Source organism: Caballeronia hypogeia (genome assembly GCF_001544875.2).
Lineage (GTDB): Bacteria > Pseudomonadota > Gammaproteobacteria > Burkholderiales > Burkholderiaceae > Caballeronia > Caballeronia hypogeia.
Genome location: NZ_FCOA02000003.1, coordinates 220,836 through 244,042, shown reverse-complemented (window position 1 = coordinate 244,042; position 23,207 = coordinate 220,836). Strand labels below are relative to the sequence as shown.

The 23,207-nt window shown below is 65.3% G+C and carries 18 protein-coding genes; 10 read left to right on the top strand and 8 right to left on the bottom strand.

All coding sequences use genetic code 11. The features are described from left to right. Window positions 1–55: 55 nt before the first annotated feature. The 3 genes from AWB79_RS07155 to AWB79_RS40770 all read right to left on the bottom strand — a co-directional run bounded on the left by AWB79_RS07155 (window position 56) and on the right by AWB79_RS40770 (window position 4,107). Window positions 56–1,327 (bottom strand): polyhydroxyalkanoate depolymerase, encoded by a 1,272-nt coding sequence (locus tag AWB79_RS07155; RefSeq protein WP_061166706.1) that lies wholly within the window; start codon window positions 1,325–1,327, stop codon window positions 56–58. A 353-nt stretch (window positions 1,328–1,680) separates the two neighbouring features. Further along, entirely contained in the window at window positions 1,681–3,573 is a 1,893-nt protein-coding gene (locus tag AWB79_RS07150) for a glycoside hydrolase family 15 protein (RefSeq protein ID WP_061166705.1), read from the bottom strand. A gap of 399 nt (window positions 3,574–3,972) precedes the next feature. Continuing rightward, window positions 3,973–4,107, bottom strand: coding sequence for a hypothetical protein (locus AWB79_RS40770; RefSeq protein WP_269767919.1), 135 nt, complete (start codon window positions 4,105–4,107; stop codon window positions 3,973–3,975). On the opposite strand from AWB79_RS40770, the gene AWB79_RS07140 reads away from it, so the two are divergent. Then, on the top strand, window positions 4,106–4,354 hold the full coding sequence (locus AWB79_RS07140; RefSeq protein WP_061166703.1) for a hypothetical protein: 249 nt from the start codon (window positions 4,106–4,108) through the stop codon (window positions 4,352–4,354). The genes AWB79_RS40770 and AWB79_RS07140 overlap by 2 nt on opposite strands. Window positions 4,355–4,526: 172 nt before the next feature. On the opposite strand, the gene AWB79_RS38075 is transcribed toward AWB79_RS07140, so the two are convergent. Continuing rightward, a complete protein-coding gene (locus AWB79_RS38075; RefSeq protein ID WP_074168899.1) occupies window positions 4,527–4,679 on the bottom strand; it encodes a DUF3096 domain-containing protein in 153 nt (50 codons plus the stop codon). A 198-nt stretch (window positions 4,680–4,877) separates the two neighbouring features. On the opposite strand from AWB79_RS38075, the gene AWB79_RS07135 reads away from it, so the two are divergent. From AWB79_RS07135 to AWB79_RS07125, 3 genes are all read left to right on the top strand, one after another. Continuing rightward, window positions 4,878–6,203 carry a lactonase family protein gene (locus AWB79_RS07135; RefSeq protein ID WP_061166702.1) on the top strand — a complete coding sequence of 442 codons (1,326 nt, stop codon included), beginning with the start codon at window positions 4,878–4,880 and terminating at the stop codon, window positions 6,201–6,203. 68 nt (window positions 6,204–6,271) lie between these two features. Further along, entirely contained in the window at window positions 6,272–6,835 is a 564-nt protein-coding gene (locus tag AWB79_RS07130; RefSeq protein ID WP_061166701.1) for an antimicrobial peptide resistance and lipid A acylation PagP, read from the top strand. An 88-nt stretch (window positions 6,836–6,923) separates the two neighbouring features. Further along, complete coding sequence (locus tag AWB79_RS07125) at window positions 6,924–7,979, top strand: transporter (protein WP_232470838.1); 1,056 nt, start codon at window positions 6,924–6,926, stop codon at window positions 7,977–7,979. Window positions 7,980–7,992: 13 nt separating this feature from the next. Here the strand turns inward: AWB79_RS07125 and AWB79_RS07120 are convergent, their stop codons facing one another. Both AWB79_RS07120 and AWB79_RS07115 read right to left on the bottom strand, forming a co-directional pair. After that, window positions 7,993–11,685: a DNA translocase FtsK gene (locus AWB79_RS07120; protein ID WP_061166699.1), complete on the bottom strand. Its 3,693-nt coding sequence runs from the start codon at window positions 11,683–11,685 to the stop codon at window positions 7,993–7,995. Between the two features lie 211 nt (window positions 11,686–11,896). Continuing rightward, window positions 11,897–12,421, bottom strand: a complete 525-nt coding sequence (locus tag AWB79_RS07115; RefSeq protein WP_061166698.1) for an META domain-containing protein — start codon at window positions 12,419–12,421, stop codon at window positions 11,897–11,899. Window positions 12,422–12,758: 337 nt separating this feature from the next. Here AWB79_RS07115 and purT point away from each other — a divergent pair, with 337 nt between their 5' ends. The 4 genes from purT (at window position 12,759) to AWB79_RS07095 (ending at window position 16,588) form a co-directional block, all read left to right on the top strand. Further along, the gene (purT, locus tag AWB79_RS07110; protein ID WP_061166697.1) at window positions 12,759–13,991 is read left to right on the top strand and encodes a formate-dependent phosphoribosylglycinamide formyltransferase; all 1,233 of its coding nucleotides are present in this window, start codon (window positions 12,759–12,761) and stop codon (window positions 13,989–13,991) included. A 32-nt stretch (window positions 13,992–14,023) separates the two neighbouring features. Further along, the gene (locus AWB79_RS40005) at window positions 14,024–14,194 is read left to right on the top strand and encodes a DUF6726 family protein (RefSeq protein WP_198398985.1); all 171 of its coding nucleotides are present in this window, start codon (window positions 14,024–14,026) and stop codon (window positions 14,192–14,194) included. A gap of 55 nt (window positions 14,195–14,249) precedes the next feature. Beyond that, complete coding sequence (locus tag AWB79_RS07100; protein WP_061166695.1) at window positions 14,250–14,606, top strand: MliC family protein; 357 nt, start codon at window positions 14,250–14,252, stop codon at window positions 14,604–14,606. 485 nt (window positions 14,607–15,091) lie between these two features. Then, a complete protein-coding gene (locus tag AWB79_RS07095) occupies window positions 15,092–16,588 on the top strand; it encodes a DEAD/DEAH box helicase (protein WP_061166694.1) in 1,497 nt (498 codons plus the stop codon). Window positions 16,589–16,649: 61 nt separating this feature from the next. Here AWB79_RS07095 and gluQRS read toward each other — a convergent pair whose 3' ends face one another. Beyond that, window positions 16,650–17,519 (bottom strand): tRNA glutamyl-Q(34) synthetase GluQRS, encoded by an 870-nt coding sequence (gene gluQRS / locus AWB79_RS07090; RefSeq protein ID WP_061166693.1) that lies wholly within the window; start codon window positions 17,517–17,519, stop codon window positions 16,650–16,652. 9 nt (window positions 17,520–17,528) lie between these two features. Next, window positions 17,529–18,395, bottom strand: coding sequence for a sulfurtransferase (locus tag AWB79_RS07085; protein ID WP_061166692.1), 867 nt, complete (start codon window positions 18,393–18,395; stop codon window positions 17,529–17,531). Window positions 18,396–18,606: 211 nt separating this feature from the next. Here AWB79_RS07085 and dnaE point away from each other — a divergent pair, with 211 nt between their 5' ends. Both dnaE and AWB79_RS07075 read left to right on the top strand, forming a co-directional pair. Continuing rightward, window positions 18,607–22,143, top strand: a complete 3,537-nt coding sequence (gene dnaE, locus AWB79_RS07080; protein WP_061166691.1) for a DNA polymerase III subunit alpha — start codon at window positions 18,607–18,609, stop codon at window positions 22,141–22,143. Then, window positions 22,143–23,207 carry a glycosyltransferase family 4 protein gene (locus AWB79_RS07075; protein WP_061166690.1) on the top strand — a complete coding sequence of 355 codons (1,065 nt, stop codon included), beginning with the start codon at window positions 22,143–22,145 and terminating at the stop codon, window positions 23,205–23,207. Before dnaE ends, AWB79_RS07075 begins: the two co-directional genes overlap by 1 nt.

The window sequence follows — 23,207 nt, the reverse complement described above, 5'->3', positions numbered from 1 at the left end:
CTCTTGCAAGGCGCGATGTTTTCATTTGCAACGCTGGAATCGGTCCCGGGCGTAACTATGCGGGCACGGCTTCCGTCTTGGGCGTCTTGTCGTGTTCGAGGATGAACTCGCGCAACTGCGGGTAGACCATCGTGCGCCAGCGACGGCCCGAGAAAATGCCGTAGTGGCCAGCTTTCTCGGCGGTGAAATGGCGCTTGTGCTTCGCCGAAAGGCCCGTGCAGAGATCGTGGGCGGCGCGCGTCTGGCCGCTGCCGGAGATGTCGTCGAGCTCGCCCTCGATCGTGAAGAGCGCGGTGTGCTTGATGTCCTGCGGACGCACCATCTCGCCGTTGACTTCCCATGTGCCCTCCGCAAGCCGGAATTCCTGGAACACGACGCGGATTGTCTCCAGGTAGTACTCGGCGGCCATGTCGAGCACGGCGTTGTACTCGTCGTAGAACCGGCGATGCTGCTCGGCGTCGTCATCGTCGCCGCGCAGCAGGTTCTGGTAGAAGTCCCAGTGGGCCGTGAGATGGCGTTCCGGATTCATCGCGACGAATCCCGCGTGTTGCAGGAACCCCGGATAAACCTTGCGTCCCACGCCCGGATAATTCGCCGGCACCGTGTAGATGACGTTGTTCTCGAACCACTCGTAGGAGTGTTCGTTCGCGAGCGAGTTGACCGACGTCGGGCTGCGGCGCGCGTCGATCGGGCCGCCCATCATGGTCATGGTGCGCGGAGTGTCCTCACCACGGCTCGCCATCAGCGAAATGGCGGCAAGCACCGGCACGGTCGGCTGGCACACGGAAATCACGTGCAAGTCCTTCGCGCCGATATGACGGATGAATTCCTGGATGTACTCGACGTAGTCGTCCAGATGGAACGGACCGTTTTCGATCGGCACCATGCGCGCGTCGATCCAGTCGGTGATGTACACCTTGTGGTCCTGGAGCAGCGTCTTGACCGTGTCGCGCAGGAGCGTGGAGTGGTGGCCGGAGAGCGGCGCGCACACCAGCACGATCGGCTCGTTCTTGAGCTTGGTGACGGTTGCGCTGTCGTCGGCGAAGCGCTTGAAGCGCAGCAGACGGCAGAACGGCTTCTCGATCACCGTCTGCTCGACGATCGGAATGTTGTGACCGTCCTTGACGATCTGGTGAAGTTCGAACTCGGGCTTCTCGTAGTCCTTGCCGAGCCGGTACAGCAGTTCGTAACCGGCGGCCAGCCGGCTCGATCCCGGCACATAGGCGAGAGGACTAGCCGGATTGACGAAGGATTTCGACGCGGCCTGAGCCCATGCCGTGAGGGGAGACAGCAAGGCTCGCTGGAATTCGTGAATTTGATAGAGCATGGTTGCCCCGATAACTCCGGTAAAACCCGGTACGCCCGTTGATCCCGGCAAACCTGCTTCCGGCAATGCGCTTCAACGGCATTCGATGATCCCCGGCGGCGCGACGGGCTGTCGCCGCGCGCCGGGGCACTGTCTGTTCCTGCGATGATGCGTTGTTGCCAGATCTGTCTGCGCAATTAACGGCCCAAGGCGACGCGCCTTGAGTCGACGCAAGATTTTCCGCGCATTAAACGTTCTCTTCAACCAACCGGTTAAAAATGCCGGACAAGAAACAACACATTCACCAGCTTATATTTTGTGCGTTGCACCAATATTACCGTTGAATTGATTAATTCGCCAGAAAAAACAGTCCTTTAGGATTTTCCTGTTGCAGCATCGACAGCGGTTTGGGCATCGGCGTCCTCGCGGCTTTCATGGCCATCGTGATCTCCCGAGCCGGTAGGCTGCCCTGTCGCCTTTGCCATTTCCTCTTCGTGCCGCATCAGGTTCATCCCGGTGTGCACCAGCGCCACGTGGGTGAACGCCTGCGGGAAATTGCCGACCATGCGCTTCGCCACGGTGTCGTATTCCTCGGCCAGCAACCCGACATCGTTCGCCAGACCGACCAGGCGCTCGAACATCTGGTGTGCTTCGTCGATCCGGTCCTGCAACGCCAGGTTGTCGACCAGCCAGAAGCTACAAGCCAGAAACGTGCCTTCTCCGGGCGGCAGGCCGTCGGCGACTTCCGTGGTGTGATAGCGCTTCACGAGTCCATCGTGCGTCAATTTCGTCTCGATCGCATGTACGGTTCCGGTCACTCGCGGATCTTTTGGCGGCAAAAATCCGAGCAGAGGAATGAGCAGCAGGCTCGCGTCGAGCGCATCGCTGCCGTAGGCCTGCGTGAAGGAGTTGAGCTTCGGATTCCAGCTCTTCTTCAGCACCTCTGCGCGGATGCGCGCGCGCATTTCGCGCCAATGGTCGATCGGGCCGGGCAGTTCGAACTTCTCCGCCGACTTGATCGCGCGGTCATACGCGACCCACGCCATCACTTTCGAGAACGTGAAGTGTTGCTTGCCGCCACGCACTTCCCAGATGCCTTCGTCGGGTTGTTCCCACACTGTGTCGAGGTGTTGCAGCATGGCGCACTGGATCGACCACGCGGTTTCGTCGCTTTGCAGGCCGCCGACGCGCGCCAGGTGCAGCGCGTTCATCACCTCGCCGTAGACATCGAGCTGCAACTGATCGACCGCGCCATTGCCGATGCGCACCGGCGCCGCGCCCTCGTAACCCGGCAGCCACGGAATCTCCCATTCGGGCAGGCGGCGTTCGCCCGCGATGCCGTACATGATCTGAATCTGCGAAGGCGAGCCCGCCATCACACGGCCTAGCCACGCGCGCCATGCGCGGGCTTCGTCGTAGTACCCGCCGCGCATCATGGCGAGCAGGGTGATGGTCGCGTCGCGCAGCCAGCAGTAGCGGTAGTCCCAGTTGCGCGTGCCGCCGAGCTGCTCCGGCAGCGACGTGGTCGGCGCGGCGACGATGCCGCCCGTCGGTTCGTAAGCGAGCGCCTTCAGCGTGATGAGCGAACGGCGGATCGCGCTCGCCCAGCGGCCTTTGAGTTCGCATTGGCCGGACCATTCGCGCCAGTGATTCTCCGTGCGCGCGAGTTGCGTGTGCGGGTCGGACGCGTGCGGCAGACGCAGGTGCGACTGCGAATAGCAGAGCGAGAAGGGCACGCGCTCGCCCGGCTTGACATCGAAGCACGCGGTCGTGTGCATGTTCTCGCCGACGAGATCGACCGGCGTGCGCAACACCGCGAGATCGGGTCCGGCGATCGCGCGAATGCCGCTGTCGTCGGGCAGGCGGCTGACCCACGGCACGGCCGAGCCGTAGTCGAAGCGCAGCACCAGTTCCATTTTCATGCGCACGGTGCCGCGCCGACCGATGACAATGCGCACCAGTTCCGAATGACCGTTGCGCGAAGGCATGAAGTCGACGAGGGTCACCGCGCCCTGAGAGGTCTCGAAATCGGTTTCGAGGATCAGCGTGTCCTCGCGATAGCGGCGTTTGATGACTGGCGTTTCGCCGTCGGGCATCTCTGGCGCGATAAGCCATCGGCCATGCTCGGGCGCGCCGAGCAGCGCGGCGAAACAGGCGCCCGAGTCGAAACGCGGCCAACAGAGCCAGTCTACGGAACCGTCGCGTGAGATGAGGGCTGCGGTGTGGCCGTCGCCGACCATCGCATAGTCTTCGATCAAAGCTGGCATAAGCGAACTTCTTCCTGCTGGCGGCGCGTTCCGGCAAGGAAGCGCGCCGCGGGTTGTGCAAAAGAAGCGGGGCGCGCTGCACGCCCCGCGCGAAGCGTGGCGCCACGTCTATCGACGTCATGGACACCACGCATGCTTTCTGGCCGCATTCTGCCGCAATCGTTCGATCCGAGCAGGAAACCGGGCCACGCGTGAGCGCGACGCGCAACGGCGGCGCAGCGCACCTTCGCGCCGCCTTGGCGGAAAGGCGCGAACGAACGGCCGATCGCGCCCGATTTGATTCCGTCACGCCGTTGATAAATCATTCGACTGATGTTTAGAATGAAGCTTCGTGAGACGCCGCTGTGCTTCTCCCAAATTCCGCAACACGCGGAAACTCTTTTTCCTTTCAGTTGTCTTTCATGCATGCCCCCGGCAAGCTTCCGGCGGACCATGCAGCGCTTCCCAGTACGTCGTGCGCAGGCCGGTTTCGCCGTCGTTGCCGACCGGTCCCTTGTGATTCATCACGTAGCGTTTCGAGGAACGGAATCCCATGCTCTATCCGTCGAAAGCCGACTGCATCGCCATTCTTTCCGCCGCGAGCGGAGTGTCCGCTGCCGGGCCGCTCCTTGCGCTCGACCACAAACACCTCGGTCTGTCGCGCAATGCGATGGACGCCGCCGCCGCTTTCCTCACGGAGCGCGGCTGCTTCAGCCACTACACCTTCGGCGTCGCCGGGGTTTCGGTCGGCGCGTTGTCGCTGCAAGGACGCCTGCGCCTGGACCAGTTGGCCAACGGCTGACCGTTCCGCAGAGGGCTCGGCCAGTTCGCGTGCCTCCTTTCGTGACGCTTCGCGCCGCGCGCGGATCGACCGCGCGCGAGCGTGCACGCATGGGCGTGCATGGCGTACCGCCATGGAACCGCGCGCGCGAATTTGCGTCACAACGACTGACGCGCGATAGCTCAGGCAACGCTCAGAAATGAGCCGATCCCATGCCGAACAGCCCGATCAGGCCTATCACGATCAGATAGATCGCGACGATGAAATTCAAAAGCCGCGGCATGATCAGAATGAGGATCCCGGCGATCAGCGAGACCAGCGGTCCAAGGCTCAGATGGATAGTCATCGCGGCAACTCCTGTTGTTGGTTCGAATCGTGTCGGTTGACCTGACGTGCAAGGCGCATTGCGGCGGCGGTCGCGTTCTCGCGGACGGCGCACATCTTTGGAGCGGAACTTGCTCCCGCACATCGATGGCCTTGCGATGCTGGCGATTACGCGCGTCGCCCTTGATAACAAGCAGCAAAGAGACGATGAGGAGGTTTCATGCACCCGAGCCATCCCCGCGGCGCGCAGCCGCCGATTCCCGTCTTGCAAGACGCGCGCCCGCCGCGGGTCGGAACCGCGAAACGCGTCGCCTGGGCGAAAGGTCTGGCGCTGGTGCTGTCGCTGGCGGCGGCGCAGGCTTTCGCCCAGACATCGGCCGCGCCTGGCGCGGCGAGCGGCGCGTCCGCCGCGGGCGCGACGGGCGCGGCCAGCGGCGAAGTCTACGACCTGCTCATCGGCACCTACACCGGCGGCGGCAAGAGCGAGGGCATCTATGTCTATCGCTTCGATACGGGCAGTGGCGAGCTGTCGCGCATCGCGTCGGCGCAGACAGTAAATCCGTCGTATCTGGTCGTGAGCAGTGATCGAAATTACGTGTACGCAGTGAACGAATTGCCCGGCGACAACGGTCCGGCGACGCAACGCGGCGGCGTCAGCGCGTTCCGCTTCGATCGCGCGAGCGGCCAGCTGAGCTTCCTCAACCGCGTTTCGTCCGATGGCAACGATCCGTGCTATCTCGCCATTTCGCCGGACGGCAAATATCTGCTCACGGCCAACTACTCGGTCGCGTCGAATCCGGGCGGCAGCTTCGCGGTGTTTCCGCTGGCCTCCGACGGACGCGTCGGCGCCTCGGTGCTGACGGTGCATCATGAAGGCGCCGGGCCGGTGAAAGGGCGGCAGGACAACTCGCACGTCCACTCGACCGTGTTCTCGCCCGATGGCAAATACCTGTTCGCGCAGGATCTCGGCATCGACAAGGTGTTCGCCTACCGCTACACGCCCGATCCGTCCGCGTCGAGCCGCGGCTTGTTCGGCCCGACCGAGGCGCGCTATACGGCCATCAAACCGGGCTCGGGCCCGCGCCATCTGGTTTTCGACGCAAGCGGCAAGCACGCGTATCTGACGACCGAGCTGAACGCGTCAGTGCTCGTTTTCAATTACCGCGACGGCAACCTCACGCAAGCGCAGGCCGTGTCGATGATCGCGCCGGGCTTCCGCGGCAAGATCGGCGGCGGCGCGATTCATCTGTCGCCGGACGGGCGCTTTCTCTATGCGACCAATCGAGGCGACGCGAACGAGCTCGTGCAGTTCGCGATCGATCCGGACAGTGGTCATCTCAGGCTCGTCAAACGCTATCCGACGCTCGGCAAGACGCCGCGCGAATTCGCGATCGATCCGACGGGGCGCTGGCTCATCGTCGGTAATCAGGAAAGCGACAGCGCGTACTTCTTCCGTCGCGATCCGCAGACCGGTGAGCTTGCTTCGGACCCGAAGAAGCTGTCGATCGGCTCGCCGGTCGATTTCAAGTTCGTTTCGCCTTCCTGATGCGCGCGGCGGCGTGATCCGAGGCGGCGACAGCGCCGCGCCCCCAGGCGACACGCGGTCAGAAAGAAATGAAAAAAGCACTGGTCAAGGCGGTCACGGTTTCACTGTTGTGGGCGCCGCTCGCGGCCCGCGCAGGCGACAAGGAGTGCGATTACAAGCGGGACTGGATGTCGTCGGCGTGCGAGCGCGTGATGCGCGTCGTGCACGACGGCACCTGGGATCTCTACGTGACGGGCTACGGCTGGCACATTGACGGCTACAGCAATCGCAGCGAGCTGAATCCGTGGTCGTGGGGCGGCGGCGCGGGCAAGCACTGGACCGATGCGAACGGCAACGAGGACATTCTGTTCGCGTTCGCTTTCTCCGACTCGCATCACAACTTCGAGCCGATCGGCGGCTACGCGCGGCAGTGGTTCACGAATCCGGTGATGGGCGGCCTGCAGGCGGGCGGCGGGTTCTTCGTCGGGTTCACGGCGCGCGCCGATGTCGCGCATTACCTGCCGTTGCCGCTCGCGTTGCCGATCGGCTCGATCCGCTACCGGCGCGCTTCGATCATGGCGACCTTCATTCCGCGTCTGCCGGGCCTGAACGACGGTAACGTCGCGTTTTTCTGGGGGCGTTACGAGTTCTAGTACGATGCATTTCCGCTGCGCCTGTCACATCGAATGAAATTGAAAGGCGTACTGAGGAAATCGAAAGGAAATGGCAGGGAACGCAAGATTGAATACGACTTCCACACTCGGCGCGAACGGGCGCGCCTCGCTTGCGCGCAACGAAGCGGCGCCGCCGGGCTTCATCAGCGCATTCAGCTTCGCGGGCGGCGAAGCGATCCGGCTGACCTGGGACGAAGCGCGCGAGTCGATCGCGGGCACCGGCCCGACGTGGCTGCATCTGTCCGCGAACGACGACGCCGTCGAAGGCTGGCTCGAAGGCGTCACCTCGATGCCCGATGTCGCGCGCGAATTCCTGAACGGCGAGGACAAGCGCCCGCGCGTGCATATTGGCGGCAACTTCATGTATGGCGTGGTCGCGGATCTGGAACTGGTCGCCAAGACGCCCGATGCCGCCGCGCCCGACGCGCGCGAGGCCAATCGCGCGACCGGCGCGCTGCGCTTTTACGTCGACAAGCACCGCATGGTCACCGTGCGCGCGCGGCCGCTGCAGTCGACCGACCGGCTGCGTCACGCGGTGCTCGAAGGCGCGACTTTCCGCGACACCGTCGATCTGTTCGCGGGGCTGATTCGCGCGCTGAACGACACCTTCGCGGATCGCATCGATGAAATCGGCGACTGTCTCGACGACGTCGAGGAAACCGTACTCGAAGGCGGCCATTCCAAATGCCGCTCGACTTTGGGCGAGGCGCGGCGGCGCATCGTGGAGGTGAAGCGCTTCATCGATCCGGAACGCAATGCGCTGACGCAACTCGTGTTGCGCCGGCTCGAATGGGCCGAGCCGCGTTCGATGGAATCGCTCGTGCAGGCGATTCAGGTGCTCAACGGACTGGGCGGAGGCCTCGAAGGCCTCTACGAACGCGCCAAGCTGCTGCAGGACGAGATCGCCGCGGCGCTCGCGGAAGACATGAACCGCAAGCTGCTGTGGCTCGCCATCATGTCCGCGTTGCTGTTGCCCGCCACGCTCGTGACGGGCATCTTCGGCATGAACGTGGCGGGCTTGCCGGGGACGAAGGACCCGGCTGCGTTCTGGATCGTGGTCGGCGTGATGACGGGCTGCGCCGCCATCACGATCTTCCTGCTGCGCCGCCTGCGGCTCTGGTAGGGCAGGGCGCGCGTTATTCGGCGGGGCCGGGTGGCGCGAGCACTTCGCGGTTGCCGTTGCTGCCCATCGGCGAGACGAGGCCCGCCGATTCCATCTGCTCGACGAGCCGCGCCGCGCGGTTATAGCCGATGCGCAATTGCCGCTGCACCGACGAGATCGATGCGCGCCGTGTGCGCACGACGAAGGCCACGGCTTCGTCGTAGAGCGGATCGGCTTCGGCGTCCGGCGAGTCGCCGAAAAGATCGCCCGTCGCGCCGCCTTCGGAAGTCGGCCCGGAGAGAATGCCTTCCTCGTACTCCGGCTCGCCGAACTGCTTCAGATGCTCGACCACGCGATGCACTTCGTCGTCCGCGACGAACGCGCCGTGCACGCGCTGCGGATAGCCGGTGCCGGGCGGCAGGAACAGCATGTCGCCCGCGCCGAGCAGCGATTCCGCGCCCATCTGGTCGAGAATCGTGCGCGAATCGATCTTCGACGACACCTGGAACGCCACGCGCGTCGGAATGTTGGCCTTGATGAGGCCGGTGATCACGTCCACCGAAGGCCGCTGCGTCGCGAGAATCAGGTGGATGCCGGCCGCGCGCGCCTTCTGCGCGAGACGCGCGATCAACTGCTCGATCTGCTTGCCGGCGACCATCATCAGGTCGGCGAGTTCGTCGATGACCACCACGATGAGCGGCAGCGTGGACAGCGGCTCGGGCGCGTCGGGCGTGAGCGAGAACGGGTTCGTCAGCTTCTTGCCGGCGGCTTCGGTGTTGCGGATTTTCTGGTTGAAGCCCTGCAGATTGCGCACGCCCACCGCCGACATCAGCCGATAGCGCTTCTCCATTTCGCCGACGCACCAGTTGAGCGCGTTCGACGCGAGCTTCATGTCGGTGACGACCGGCGCGAGCAGATGCGGAATGCCTTCGTAGACGGAAAGCTCCAGCATCTTCGGGTCGATCATGATGAGGCGCACGTCCTCGGGCTTCGCCTTGTAAAGCAGCGAGAGGATCATCGCGTTGATCGCGACCGACTTGCCCGAGCCCGTCGTGCCCGCGACCAGCATGTGCGGCGCCTTCGCGAGATCCGTCACGACCGGATTGCCGATGATGTCCTTGCCCATTGCGATCGTCAGGTTCGACTTCGAATGGCGGTACACGTCGGCTTCGAGAATCTCGGACAGGCGGATCATCTGGCGCTTCGGGTTCGGCAATTCGAGGCCCATGCAGGTCTTGCCGGGAATCGTCTCGACGACGCGGATCGACGTGAGGCCGAGACCGCGCGACAGATCCTTCATCAGGCCGACGATCTGGCTGCCGCGCACGCCGAGCGCCGGTTCCACTTCGAAGCGCGTGATCACCGGTCCCGCCGATGCGCCGACCACCGTGACCGGCACCTTGAATTCCTGCAGGCGCTGCTCGATCAGCTGGCCGGTTTCGAGGAGGCGTTCCTCCGGGACGGGCTCGACTTCGCCGGATGCGGGTTCGAGCAGATCGAGCGTCGGCAGTTCCACCGCCGATGCGTGCGGCGCGTGGAATTCGAACTCGGTCGGCGCCGAGCCGCGCAGCGCGGCGCGCGAGTCGGCTGGAGCGCAGACCGGAGCCGGTGCGAGCGGCGCGACCGGCGCGCTGCTCGCTACCGGAAAGCGCACGATGTTCGACGGCGGGGCGAGTTCATCGACTGCCGCCTGGGGTTCGGCGACGGGTTCTGCTTCGTTTTCTTGCGTTTCGAGTTCGGTTTCCTGCTCATCGACGATAGCGGGAAGCGGCGGGGCAGGGGGCTGGTTCGCGTGCTCGCGTGCCGCGATGGCGTCGAGCCACGGCGGGATCTGCGTGAGGTCGCGGACGTTCCGGGGAGCTTGCGGCGCCGAAGTCGCGGACGTGCTCGACACGGGCAGCGGCGGTTCGGACGGCATCGCGATGCGCGGCGTCGGCGCGACTTCGGGTTCTTCGAAAATTTCGGGTTTCTGCGCGGCTTCTACAGGCGCGGAGTCGGCCGGCTTTGCTTCGTCGCTTGTTGCCGGCGCGAGCGGCTCGATCGGCTTGATCGTCGCGGGTACGGCCGGCGCGGCCGGCGCGATGGCCGAAAGCGTCGCGCCGAATTGCGGCATCGCGAAGAGCGGCGGCGGTTCGACAAGCGCGGGCGCGATGGTGTGCGCATCGATCACCGGCGCTTCGATGCGTTCGTCGCGTTCGTTGATCACGGGCTCGTCTGCCGCAGACGCTGGAACCGACGGCTCCGATTGCTGAACTATCGGCTCGGGTGTCGCGTACGTCGGCTCGACTTCTACGACCGCCTCGATGATCGGCGAAGCATCAGCTTCAACAATCGGCGATGGCGTCGGCGATGGCGCCACCGCCACATCCGGCTGCGCCGATTTCGCCATAGCCACGTGTCCGCGCGCGAGACTGGCGCCCGCGAGCGAGGTCCACAGCGCCGTCTTCTCCTCGATGGAGCGCAGTGTCGCCTGAATCGATTCGGGCGCGGGCGGCGGCGTGGGCGGTCCGGGCGGCGTGGCCGGACGCGAGAATGCCGGTGCCGCGAGCGGCGCCGGCGCGAACTCGCGGGCGGCGCTGTTCACGGCCGGTCGCACCGGAGGACGCCGCACGATGCCCGGAGGCGTCTGTGGCGACGTCGGCCGGCCCACGGTCCGTGCGCCGGTTGCGCCGATCGCGCCCGTCGCGACGGATGCAGTGGTGCTCGCGACTCCGGTCGCGCGTGACGCCGGCATCGAGGTCGCCGAACTGCGCGGGCGCTCGGCGCGCGGTTCGGCCATAGGCGCTTTGCGCGCCGGCGGCACGGTCGGCTCGACGGCTACCGACGCGCGCAACCCCGACCCCGACGGCGTGAACGCCGACGCCTGGCGTGGCGGAAAATGCGCACGGTTATCGCGCGCCGCGGTGTCGAAACCCGGATTCAGCCAACCTGCGGGGGGGACGGGCTCGGTCTGCGTGACCGGCGGCGCGACGCCCGCTGCCTCGTAAGCGGGGCGCTTGGCATATGCCTCGGCGGTGGCCACAGCGTCTGCGCCGGCGGCAGCCGCACGGCTTGCATTGCCTTTGCTTACCGATGGCGGGCGCCACACGGTCGGACGCTGGTAGCGGCTGCTGCGAGGGCCGGCCGGCAGCCCGAGCGTCGGCTCGTCGGGCAGGCTGCGCGAAGGCGGCGCGTCGCCACGCTCGTTGCGCTCGCTGCGCAATCCGCGTTCACCGCTGTCACGCGCGGCGCTCGCGCGCGCCCGCCGCTCGAACCAGCCGGCCAACCTGTCACGCGATTTCTCGCGCCTTTCCTTCGCCGGCCGCGGCTCGGTATCGCGTTGGCGTTCGCGCGGCGTGATCCAGCTTTGCGGCAGGCCGAAGCCGAATGCCTCGTCAGCCCAGGCGAGCACCGAACGCCAGCTGAATTCGATCAGCCACGGCAGAAAGACCGCGAGCACGAGCGCCGCGATTACGCCCGCCCCGGACGGATGTGCAAGTCCGCTCAACGCGCCGGCGAGCGCGCGCCCGCAGAGATTGATGTTCGCTTGCGTTTCGAACGAGCCCGCGAGCGCGCCCTCGAGCGTGCTGCTCGCGAGCAGCACGGCGAGAAAGCCGAGCCAGAGGCGGATCGTGCCGGGGCCGCGCAGGCCATCGCCGCCCGGCAGCACCAGCTTGACGATGCGCCAGATGAGCGGAAGGAACCATACGACCGATGCACCGAACCAGCCGAGAACTACCATGTGCATGCTTGAGAGTGAACCAATGTTGGGTGAAACGAATGAGACTGCGGCCCGGCCGCGCCAATGGGTTTCCCGATTGGTCTTTTCTGTGCGTCTTTCGGCCGGGCAGTTCGATCGGAGAGTTTAACGGCTGCGGCGCGCCCGCGACGCGTATGCCGCAACTACGCAACACCGCGCATGTTCGCGACGCGCGACGTATTCGCGCACGCCGCCGTGCTTACTTGCCGCGCGGCGCAAAGGTGAGCACCTGACCGTTTTCGAGCGTCAGTTGCAGCGCCTGTGGCGGGTTCATCTGCACGCCGCTTTTAGCGACGTGCGCCAGTCCGTCGAGATACGGCTGCTCCAGCGCCGCGCCCGCGCCGGACACGCACGCCATGCGCGTACCGGCGAGCGGACCGAAGTTCAGCTTGCCGTCTTTCAGTTCGTACGCGCCCGTGAAACGGTTGCAGCCCGAATAGCCGCTTGCCCGGCGACGACCGCTCGCGGTCGAGAAATCCAGCGTCAGCGGCTGCGCGCCGTCCTGGCCTGCTTGCGGCAGCGCGCGCGGCTGGCCGTTCGCATCGGTCCAGCTCGCGAGTTGCCATTGCGTGTCGTCGAGCAGTTGGGTGGCTGCGGGATTGTACGGATCGGTGGGCGGCGCGCTCGCGTCGGAGTGCTTCGGCATCGCGCATCCGGCGATGAGGCTGGTCGCGACGAGCACAGTGCAAGCAAGCACGCCCGCGCGCGAGACCGGCGAAGACATCTGCGGGCGACGCGACAGGAAACGTGACGATGAGCGTGGAGCGTGCGTTGCGCTCGCGCGATGGAAGTGCGTTGGCATCGATGATCCTGAAGCTGGCGAAACCGTAAGCGTATCGCACTCGTCCAACCATTTGTCTAGCTCTGGCGTGCAACAAAATGCACGCCGACGTTGCCGCGGGGCCGGTTTCGATCGGCTTCGCGCAGGGAATTCCGCTGCCCGATCGCGTGTCAATACCGCTTGTGACGACGCTGTATGGCCGCTGGTGCTGCGTGTTAGGATCGCGCCCAAACATCGCACCCGATGCCGCCTCATCACACGACTTTCGTCCGGAGCACTCATGCAAGTTGATCCACTTCGCGCGCCCGCCGCGCGCATCGGCACGCCGCTTTCGTCCGGCGCCACGCGCGTCATGCTGCTCGGCGCCGGCGAGCTCGGCAAGGAAGTGATCATCGCGCTGCAGCGTCTCGGCGTCGAAGTGATCGCCGTGGACCGCTACGCGAACGCGCCGGGGCATCAGGTCGCGCATCGCGCGCACGTGATCGACATGACCGACGCCGCCGCGCTCAAGGCGCTCGTCGAGCAGGAGCGGCCGCATCTGATCGTGCCGGAAATCGAAGCGATCGCAACCGACGCGCTCGCCGACATCGAAGCGTCCGGCCTCGCCACGGTCATCCCGACGGCGCGCGCCACGCAGCTTACGATGAACCGCGAGGGCATCCGGCGCCTGGCCGCCGAGGAGCTCGGCCTGCCGACTTCGCCGTACGCGTTCGCGCAATCGCTCGACGAGATGAGGGCCGCGATCGCGAAGATCGGCTTTCCGTGCGTCGTGAAACCGGTGATGTCGTCGTCGGGCAAAGGGCAATCGGTCCTGAAGAGCGACGCCGATATCGAGCCCGCCTGGAACTACGCGATGGCGGGCGGCCGCGTGAATCACGGGCGCGTGATCGTCGAGGGTTTCATCGATTTCGACTATGAAATCACGCAGCTCACCGTGCGCGCGGCGGACCCGGCGAGCGGCGCGACGCAGACGTATTTCTGCGAGCCGATCGGCCACTTGCAGATGGCGGGCGATTACGTCGAATCCTGGCAGCCGCAGGCGATGAGCCCCGCGGCGCTGGAAAAATCGCGCGATGTCGCAGCGAAAGTAGTGACGGCGCTGGGCGGGCGCGGGCTCTTCGGCGTCGAGCTGTTCGTGCGCGGCGACGATGTCTGGTTCTCGGAAGTGAGTCCGCGTCCGCATGACACCGGTCTCGTCACGCTCGCGACGCAGCGCTTCTCCGAATTCGAGCTGCACGCGCGCGCGATCCTCGGCCTGCCGGTCGATCCTTCTTTGCGCACGCCGGGCGCGTCCGCCGTGATCTATGGCGGATTGGACGAGGCGGGCATTGCGTTCGAAGGCGTCGCCGAAGCGCTTGCCGTGCCGGGCGCCGATCTGCGTCTGTTCGGAAAGCCGGAGAGCTTCGTGAAGCGCCGCATGGGCGTCGCGCTGGCAAGCGGCGCCGACACCGGCGAGGCGCGTGAGCGCGCGAAGCTGGCGGCGTCGAAGGTAAGGCCGGTTTCGGCCAGTTGAGCGGCGCTGCGGCGTCGGCGGGAGCGAGCAACGTGAAATGGAAAGTGCTGGCCGCGTTCGTCGTGGCTTCTCTGGGTCTCTCGGGCTGTGGCCTCGCGGCCGCGCCGTGCCGGATCGCGTCGGCGGGGCTCAAGATCGTGCCGGTCGTCGGCCACGTCGCGGCCGCGCCCACCGACGCGTGCGCGGACGTCATCGATCCCTGATCCATCCGGAAACCGTGCCACCCGCATCCCGTTCAACCAACAAGCGAACCGAACGATGAAGAAACTTCTTGCCCTCACAGCGGCGTCGCTCGTCGCCCAGGCCGCAACCGCGATGCCGCTCACCGTGCCGCAGATCCAGACCGCATCGACGCAGACGACGCGTTATGACTGCAAGGACGGCAAGAGCGTGTCGGTGCAATACACCAACACGCGCAACCGTCAGAGTTTCGCGGCGCTGACCGTCGACGGGCGCAAACTGCTGTTCGTCAACGTGATCGCGGGTTCCGGCGCGAAATATGTGGCGGATCAGTACACATGGTGGACCAAGGGCCCGCAGGCCAATCTCTACGATGAAATGGCCGCGAAGGATGCCCCGCCGCTGCTCGCCGATTGCGAGGCGCGCAAGAAGTAGCGCGGGAAGCGGCGGGCGCGGTGGCGCGCCGCCGGAGCGCTCGCCCGCGCGGTGCTACAATGCACGGCTTTACGGCCTCGAAATCCGCGGCCACGAAGAATCACGAACTTTGCGGCGTCGCCGTCCGATGCCGACCTGAGCGCAAGCATTCGCCAGCGGCGCGGTCAGCGGTCATGACCGCGAGCGAGCCGCCGGACCAGATTAGAGCGTTGTCGCCTGTCTTGAAGGCGTCATCGAAGCGGTGTTCCATCGGAACGCCGGCTCGCGTGAAAGGAAACGGGCGGAAAACGGGCGACCCGGGCTCGCCCGATCTGGCAAAAACGAGCCGTAATGCCCGGCATCACGCGCCCGCGCGCGCCAACTGCGCCGCGAGCGCCACGAAACACATCCGCGTAAGCGACCGGTCGCACCCGATCGACCGTATCCCGACCGATTTCTTACGCGCCGCGTCAAGCGGCACTTTAGCGAAAGCCAATATATTCACCATGTCCGATTCCGTCGCCACGAACCCGTCCACCGCACAGGCCGCCGAGCCGACGTTCGACCAGTTCGGTTTGTCCGCCGACATCCTGAAAGCGGTGCGCGAGTCCGGCTACACCACGCCCACGCCGATCCAGGCGCAGGCCATTCCGGTCGTGCTCGCCGGCCGTGACGTCATGGGCGCCGCGCAGACCGGCACCGGCAAGACCGCCAGCTTCTCGCTGCCGATCATCCAGCGCCTGCTGCCTTCCGCCAACACGAGCGCTTCGCCCGCGCGGCATCCGGTGCGCGCGCTGATGCTCACGCCCACGCGCGAACTCGCCGACCAGGTCGCCGCCAACGTGCAGACCTACTCCAAGCACACGCCGCTGCGCAGCACGGTGGTGTTCGGTGGCGTCGACATGAATCCGCAGTCGGATGCGCTGCGCCGTGGCGTCGAAATCCTGATCGCGACGCCTGGCCGTCTGCTCGACCACGTCCAGCAGAAGACGGTCAATCTCGGTCAGGTGCAGATGCTCGTGCTGGACGAAGCCGACCGCATGCTGGACATGGGCTTCCTGCCCGATTTGCAGCGCATCCTGAATCTGCTGCCGAAGGAGCGTCAGACGCTGCTGTTCTCCGCGACGTTCTCGGCCGAAATCAAGAAACTGGCGTCCACTTACCTGCGCAATCCGCAGACGATCGAAGTGGCGCGCAGCAATTCGACCAACGCCAACGTGCGCCAGATCGTGTACGAGGTGCACGAAAGCGACAAATCCGGCGCGGTGGCCCAACTGATCCGCGAGCGCGAGCTGAAGCAGGTGATCGTCTTCTGCAACAGCAAGATCGGCGCGAGCCGGCTGGCGCGCGTGCTGGAGAAGGACGGGATCGTCGCGACGGCGATTCACGGCGACCGTTCGCAGAGTGAGCGCATGCAGGCGCTCGACGCGTTCAAGCGCGGCGAAATCGAGGCGCTCGTCGCCACCGATGTCGCGGCGCGTGGTCTCGATATCGCGGAGCTGCCGGCCGTCATCAACTTCGATCTGCCGTTCAATGCGGAAGATTACGTGCACCGCATCGGCCGCACGGGGCGCGCGGGCGCGTCCGGCGACGCGCTGTCGCTGTGCAGCGCGAACGAGCGCAAGCAGCTCGCCGACATCGAAAAGCTGATCAAGCGCCCGCTCGAAGTCGAGCCGCTCGAAGTGACCACGCGCGCACGCCGTGACGGTTCCAGCGGTGGTTCGGGCCCGCGCCGCGACGAGCGCTTCGGCCGTCCGGAGCGCGGCGAGCATCGGCATGTGTCGCGCGATGAAGCCGGTTCGCGCCGCCGCACGACGGGTACGCACGATCGTCCGCGCGGTCGTCAGCAGCCCATCGACGAGTTTTTCCTGAAGCCTTACGAACCGTCGCCCTCCGCGATGAAGCGTCAGGAGGAAACAGCCGAACCCGAGCGCAAGAGCGCGCCGAAGCAGCCGCTCGCCGCGTTGCTGGGTGGCTTGGGAATGCCGCGCAAGTCGTCTTGATTCCTGCTGAAGCGAAGCGCGCGTAAAAAAAGGCAGCCCGCGTGGCTGCCTTTTTGCTTTTTCAGCGCCCGAAGCGCGCGGCCCAGGCGGCGGTCGCCGCGCTGTAGAACGCATCGAGCGATGCGGCCGATACGTCGATGCCCAGATGCAGCGCAGCTTCGACGAGCGCATCGAGCGGCGCTTCGCGATTGAGCGGCGCCGCGCCCGTCTGCTTGCTCAGCTTTTCGCCGATGTCGTTGTTGACCACCGGTACGTGCAGATAAGCCGGCGTCGGCACGCCGAGGCACTGTTGCAGGTAGATTTGCCGCGCGGTCGAATCGAGCAGGTCGGCGCCGCGCACGACGTGAGTGATATCGGCTGCGGCGTCGTCGACGACGACCGCGAGCTGATAGGCCCACAGGCCATCCGCGCGCTTCAGCGCGAAATCGCCGACTTCGGTCGCGAGATCCTGCGTCTGCGGCCCTTGGCAGCGATCGACGAACGTGAGACGCGCCGCGTCGCCATCAGGTACGCGCAGGCGCCACGCGCGGGCGGGCTTGCCATGCAGGCCGTTTCGGCACGTTCCCGGATACGCCAGCGTCGCGTGACGCGCGTGGACGTGTACGAGCGAATCGGCGATTTCACGCCGCGTGCAGCCGCACGGATAGACGAAGCCCGCCGCCTGCAATCGCTCGAACGCCGCCGCGTAAGCCGCGCCGCGCTCGCTTTGCCACACCGGCGCTTCGTCCGGATGCATGCCGAAATGCGCGAGCGTCGCGAGAATTTCGTCGGCGGCGTCGGGCACGGTGCGCGGCGCATCGACATCCTCGATACGCACGAGCCAGCTTCCGCCACGTGCGCGCGCATCGAGAAAGCTCGCGAGCGCGCTGACGAGCGAGCCCGCATGCAGCGGACCGGTGGGCGAGGGCGCGAAGCGGCCGCGATAGGTCATCGAAAAGGCTTATGCCGCCTGGCTGACCCTGGAGGCTTCCGGATGGCAGGCCGGGCACGTTTCGCCCGCCTTGTAGAACGGCGACCGCTGATCTTCCTCCGATACCACCGCGCGACAGCCGAAACATTGCGCGGTCGCCGTTGGCTGCAGGTTCGGATCGAGCGCCGTGCGGTAATCGAACACGAAACATTCGCCCGTGTAATGCGCGCCGCCCACTTCCTCGAAGTACTTGAGAATGCCGCCCTCGAGCTGATAAACGTGCTCGATCCCCACTTCCTTCATGTGGATTGCAGCCTTTTCGCACCGAATTCCGCCCGTGCAGAACGACACGACCGTCTTGCCTTCGAGATCGGCACGATTCTGTTCGATCACCTCGGGAAACTCGCTGAACTTCGTGATGCGGTAATCGAGCGCGTTGTCGAACGTGCCGACATCGACTTCGAACGCATTGCGTGTGTCGAGCATGACGACCGGACGCCCCGCGTCGTCGTGGCCGCGGTCGAGCCAGGCTTTCAGCGTGGGGGCGTCGACGGCGGGCGCGCGGCCGAGCTCGGGCTTGATCGCGGGCTTCTTCATCGTGATGATTTCGCGCTTGAGCTTCACCAGCATGCGGCGGAACGGCTGCTTCGCGGAGAGGCTTTCCTTGAATTGCAGATCGGCGAAACGGCCGCCGAACAGCGCGTCCGAACGGATGTAATCGATGAATTCGCGGACTTCGGCAATCGGCCCCGCGATGAAAAGATTGATGCCTTCCGGCGCCAGCAGAATCGTGCCCTTGAGTCCGAGCGCGTTGCAGCGTTCGGTGACGAGCGACCGCCACGCGGGGCCGTCCTCGATGGTGACGAATTTGTAGGCGGAGAGGTTCAGGATGCTCATGATCGGACGACGCTGGATACGGCTGTAACGGGTAAAAAATGCGCGCAAGGATTCCGCGCAAAAACCGTATTATCCCGCAAATGGCGCGCGCCTTCGCCGGATTGTCCGCGGCGCGTCGCGCGCGCTTGAGCCTGCGCAATTCTGGCGCTCCGCGAAGGCCTTGTCCGATCGGCCAGCACGCGTTCCGGGCCCGTTTTTCGGCAGGGCCCGCATGTACAATACCGCCATGTCAGATCCCCGCTTCGTTCATCTCCGCGTCCACTCCGAATTCTCGATCGCCGACGGCATCGTGCGGCTGGACGACGTCGTCGCCGCTGCCGCGAAAGACGGTCAGGGCGCGCTCGCGCTCACCGATCTCGGCAACGCATTCGGTCTCGTGCGCTTCTACAAGGAAGCGCGTGGCAAGGGCGTGAAGCCCATCGCCGGTTGCGACGTCTGGATCACCAATCCCGACGACCGCGACAAGCCCTCGCGTCTCCTGCTGCTCGTGCGCGACAAACGGGGCTATCTGAACCTTTGCGAATTGCTGAGCCGCGCGTGGTTGACGAACCAGTATCGCGGCCGCGCCGAAGTCTTGGTCGAGTGGCTCGAAGAGGGTCTCGCCGAAGGGCTGCTGGCGCTGTCGGGCGCGCAGACGGGCGATATCGGCATGGCGTTCGCGGCGGGCAACACGGCGAGCGCGCAGCGCAATGCCGAGCGCTGGGCGAAGCTCTTTCCGAACGCGTTCTATATCGAATTGCAGCGCGCGGGCCAGCCGGGCGAGCAGGCCTACATTCAGGAAGCCGTCAAGCTCGCGGCGAAGCTCAAACTGCCGGTGGTCGCCACGCACCCGATGCAGTTCATGACGCCGGATGACTTCACCGCGCACGAAGCGCGCGTTTGCATTTCCGAGGGCGACATTCTGGCCAATCCGCGCCGCCAGAAGCGCTTTACGCAAGACCAGTTTTTCCGCACGCAGGACGAGATGTGCGCGCTGTTCACGGACATTCCTTCCGCGCTGGCGAACACCGTCGAGATCGCGAGGCGCTGCAATCTGACGCTCGAACTCGGCAAGCCGAAGCTGCCGCTGTTCCCGACACCCGACGGCATGTCGCTCGACGACTACCTCGTGCAGCTGTCGAAGGAAGGGCTCGAAGTCCGCCTGCAACAGCTTTATCCGGACGAAACCGAACGCGACGCGCAGCGCGAGACGTACTACGCGCGCCTCGATTTCGAGTGCGGCACGATCATCAAGATGGGCTTTCCGGGCTACTTCCTGATCGTCGCCGACTTCATCATGTGGGCGAAGAACAATGGCGTGCCGGTCGGTCCGGGCCGGGGTTCGGGCGCGGGTTCGCTGGTCGCGTACGCGCTCGGCATCACCGATCTCGACCCGCTGCGCTACAACCTGCTGTTCGAGCGCTTCCTGAACCCGGAACGCGTTTCGATGCCCGACTTCGATATCGACTTCTGTCAGGAAGGGCGCGACCGCGTCATTCAGTACGTGAAGGGCAAGTACGGCGCGGACGCGGTCTCGCAGATCGCGACCTTCGGCACGATGGCGGCAAAGGCCGCGGTGCGCGACATCGGCCGCGTGCTCGATCTCGGCTACATGTTCACAGACGGCATTGCCAAGCTGATTCCGTTCAAGCCGGGCAAGCACGTCACCATCGCGGATGCGATGAAGGAAGAGCCCGCGCTTCAGGAACGCTTCGATTCCGAAGACGAAGTGCATCAGTTGCTCGAACTCGCGCAACGTGTGGAAGGGTTGACGCGTAACGTCGGCATGCACGCGGGCGGCGTGCTGATCGCGCCGGGCAAGCTCACGGATTTTTGTCCGCTCTACACGCAGGGCGAAGACGGCGGCGTCGTCAGCCAGTACGACAAGGACGACGTCGAAGCCGTCGGCCTCGTGAAGTTCGACTTTCTGGGCCTGACCACACTCACGATTCTTGATTGGGCCGAGCGCTATATCCGCCGACTCGATCCGTCGAAGAAAGACTGGAACCTCGCGCAGGTTCCGCTCGACGATCCGGCGTCGTTCTCGATTCTGAAGAAGGCGAACACCGTCGCCGTGTTCCAGCTGGAAAGCCGCGGCATGCAGGGCATGCTGAAGGACGCGCAGCCGGACCGCTTCGAGGACATCATCGCGCTGGTGGCGTTGTATCGGCCGGGCCCGATGGACCTGATTCCGAGCTTCTGCGCGCGTAAGCACGGCCGCGAGATCGTGGAATTTCCGGATCCGCGCGTCGAACCCGTTCTGAAAGAGACCTACGGCATCATGGTCTATCAGGAGCAGGTGATGCAGATGGCGCAGATCATCGGTGGCTACTCGCTCGGCGGCGCGGACTTGCTGCGTCGCGCGATGGGCAAGAAGAAGCCCGAGGAAATGGCGCAGCATCGCGAGCTGTTCGCGGACGGCGCGGCAAAGAACGGCCTCACGCGCGAGAAGTCCGACGAAATTTTCGACCTTATGGAGAAGTTCGCGGGCTATGGCTTCAACAAGTCGCACGCGGCGGCCTACGCGCTGCTCGCGTATTACACCGCGTGGCTGAAGGCGCATCATCCGGCGGAATTCATGGCGGCCAACATGTCGCTCGCCATGGACGACACCGACAAGGTCAAGATTCTCTTCGAGGATTGCGCGACCAACGGTCTCGCGGTGCTGCCGCCGGATATCAACCAGTCGGCGTATCGCTTCGAGCCGGTCGCGGAAGCCGACGGTTCGCGCTCGAAGACCATTCGCTATGGCCTCGGCGCGGTGAAGGGCAGCGGGCAGAACGCCATCGAGGAAATTCTGCGCGCGCGCGAAGACGGCAAGTTCACCGATCTGTTCGATTTCTGCGAGCGCATCGACCGGCGCGTGGTCAATCGGCGCACGGTGGAAGCGCTCATCCGCTCGGGCGCGTTCGACACGATCCACGCGAATCGCGCGCAACTGCTCGCGTCCGTGCCAATGGCGATGGAAGCCGCCGATCAGGCCGCCGCCAACGCCATGCAGGCTGGTCTGTTCGACATGGGCGACGCGCCGCTCGCGAAGCACGAATACGTCGACGAACCCGAGTGGTCCGACAAGAAGCGCCTGCAGGAAGAAAAGACCGCGCTCGGCTTCTATCTGTCCGGCCATCTTTTCGATGCCTACAAGGGCGAAGTGCGCCGTTTCGTGCGCCAGAAGATTGGCGAATTGAAGGAAGGGCGCGACAAGCTCGTGGCGGGCGTCATTTCCGCGATGCGCACGCAGATGACCCAGCGCGGCAAGATGCTGATCGTCAATCTCGACGACGGCAGCGGCCAGTGCGAAGTCACCGTGTTCAACGAACAGTTCGAAGCGAACAAGGCGCTGTTCAAGGAAGACGAGCTGCTCGTCGTGCAGGGGCAGGCGCGCAACGACGCGTTCACGGGCGGCATCCGCTTCACCGTCGATACCGCGATGGACCTCGAACGCGCGCGCAGCCGCTACGCGCAATCGGTGAAAGTCGAGATGAATGGCAACGCCGACGCGGGGCGTTTGCGCCGCGTGCTCGAAGCGCATGCGGCGGGTGCTCAGAGCGAGCCGCCGCCGGCGCCGGTTCGCGACAACGGACGAAACGGCCGCGAACGTCAGAGCGCGCCGATCCCCAACGGCCTGAACGTGAGCATCGTCTATCGGAGCGAACACGCGGAAGGCGAGGTGCGGCTGGGGGACGCCTGGCGCGTCAAGCCGACCGACGATCTCATCACGGCGCTGCGTGGCGAATTCGCGGGCAGCGCGATCGAAATCGTCTACTGATGCGCATCGGTATTTCGGCGAATGCGCTGAAGCACTCGGGCGGCCTCGAACGTTACGCGATGGACCTCGTGCGCGGTTTCGCGCACGCGGGCGCGGGCGGCGAGCGCAAGCCCGCGTTCTTCGCGCGCAAAATCGATTCTTCCTTGCCGGAAAGCCGCCTCGTCGAGCCGTATCGCATCAATGTTTCGTTTCTGCCGGGCAAGTTGCGCGATGCGTATTTCTCGTGGGCGCTGAAGCGCGCGCGAAAAAAGGCGAAGGTCGATGTGCTGATCGGCTGCAATCGCGTGGAAGGCTCGGAGATCGCCATTTGCGGCGGCACGCATATCGGTTTTCTGCGCACGACGGGCCGGCGCGAGAAGGGTTCGGACACGCGGCAGATCGCGCTTGAGCGCCGTCAATACGCGCAAGCCGACGTCATCGTCGCGCATTCGGACATGATGCGCGACGAGCTTCGCTCGCTGTATCAAATCGATTCCGCGAAGATCCGCGTGCTGTATCCGCCGGTCGACGTCGCGCGGTTCGCCCCGGTCGATGCAGCGCAGCGCGTGCGTCTGCGCGAGCAGTTCGGCTTCAAACCCGACGAAATCGTGCTGCTGTTTCCATCGAGCAGCCATGAGCGCAAAGGCCTGCCTCTGATCGAAAGGGCGCTTGCCGGCATGAACGTGGTGATCGCGGTCGCGGGGCGCGCGCCGGAGAAAACGGCGGCGAACGTTCGCTATATCGGCTACGCGAAGAACATCGAGGACGCATACCGCGCGGCGGATTTCACGATTCTCGCGTCGAGCTACGAGCCGTTCGGGCTGGTCGGCGTCGAATCGGTGATGTGCGGCACGCCGGTCATCTTCCCGACGAGCATCGGCTGCTGCGATGCGATCGCCGATCACGCGAAGCACGTCTTCCAGCCCGGCGACGCCGCGGATCTGCGCCGCGTCGTGGAACAAGCCGTCGAAACGCGGCGTGAACGCGCCCAAGTTTCGGCCGATGCGATCCTCTACGACACGAGCATCGACGCGCATGTCCGCGCGCTGCTCGATCTCGCGCGCGACATCCTCGCGCGGCGCTGA

What these genes read in the sequence shown, in the direction of transcription:
- AWB79_RS07155 (WP_061166706.1), bottom strand. Translation starts at nt 1,327, where the DNA reads ATGCTCTATCAAATTCACGAATTCCAGCGAGCCTTGCTGTCTCCCCTC.
- AWB79_RS07150 (WP_061166705.1), bottom strand. Translation starts at nt 3,573, where the DNA reads ATGCCAGCTTTGATCGAAGACTATGCGATGGTCGGCGACGGCCACACC.
- AWB79_RS07140 (WP_061166703.1), top strand. Translation starts at nt 4,106, where the DNA reads ATGCTCTATCCGTCGAAAGCCGACTGCATCGCCATTCTTTCCGCCGCG.
- AWB79_RS40770 (WP_269767919.1), bottom strand. Translation starts at nt 4,107, where the DNA reads ATGGGATTCCGTTCCTCGAAACGCTACGTGATGAATCACAAGGGACCG.
- AWB79_RS38075 (WP_074168899.1), bottom strand. Translation starts at nt 4,679, where the DNA reads ATGACTATCCATCTGAGCCTTGGACCGCTGGTCTCGCTGATCGCCGGG.
- AWB79_RS07135 (WP_061166702.1), top strand. Translation starts at nt 4,878, where the DNA reads ATGCACCCGAGCCATCCCCGCGGCGCGCAGCCGCCGATTCCCGTCTTG.
- AWB79_RS07130 (WP_061166701.1), top strand. Translation starts at nt 6,272, where the DNA reads ATGAAAAAAGCACTGGTCAAGGCGGTCACGGTTTCACTGTTGTGGGCG.
- AWB79_RS07120 (WP_061166699.1), bottom strand. Translation starts at nt 11,685, where the DNA reads ATGCACATGGTAGTTCTCGGCTGGTTCGGTGCATCGGTCGTATGGTTC.
- AWB79_RS07115 (WP_061166698.1), bottom strand. Translation starts at nt 12,421, where the DNA reads ATGTCTTCGCCGGTCTCGCGCGCGGGCGTGCTTGCTTGCACTGTGCTC.
- purT (WP_061166697.1), top strand. Translation starts at nt 12,759, where the DNA reads ATGCAAGTTGATCCACTTCGCGCGCCCGCCGCGCGCATCGGCACGCCG.
- AWB79_RS07100 (WP_061166695.1), top strand. Translation starts at nt 14,250, where the DNA reads ATGAAGAAACTTCTTGCCCTCACAGCGGCGTCGCTCGTCGCCCAGGCC.
- AWB79_RS07095 (WP_061166694.1), top strand. Translation starts at nt 15,092, where the DNA reads ATGTCCGATTCCGTCGCCACGAACCCGTCCACCGCACAGGCCGCCGAG.
- gluQRS (WP_061166693.1), bottom strand. Translation starts at nt 17,519, where the DNA reads ATGACCTATCGCGGCCGCTTCGCGCCCTCGCCCACCGGTCCGCTGCAT.
- AWB79_RS07085 (WP_061166692.1), bottom strand. Translation starts at nt 18,395, where the DNA reads ATGAGCATCCTGAACCTCTCCGCCTACAAATTCGTCACCATCGAGGAC.
- dnaE (WP_061166691.1), top strand. Translation starts at nt 18,607, where the DNA reads ATGTACAATACCGCCATGTCAGATCCCCGCTTCGTTCATCTCCGCGTC.
- AWB79_RS07075 (WP_061166690.1), top strand. Translation starts at nt 22,143, where the DNA reads ATGCGCATCGGTATTTCGGCGAATGCGCTGAAGCACTCGGGCGGCCTC.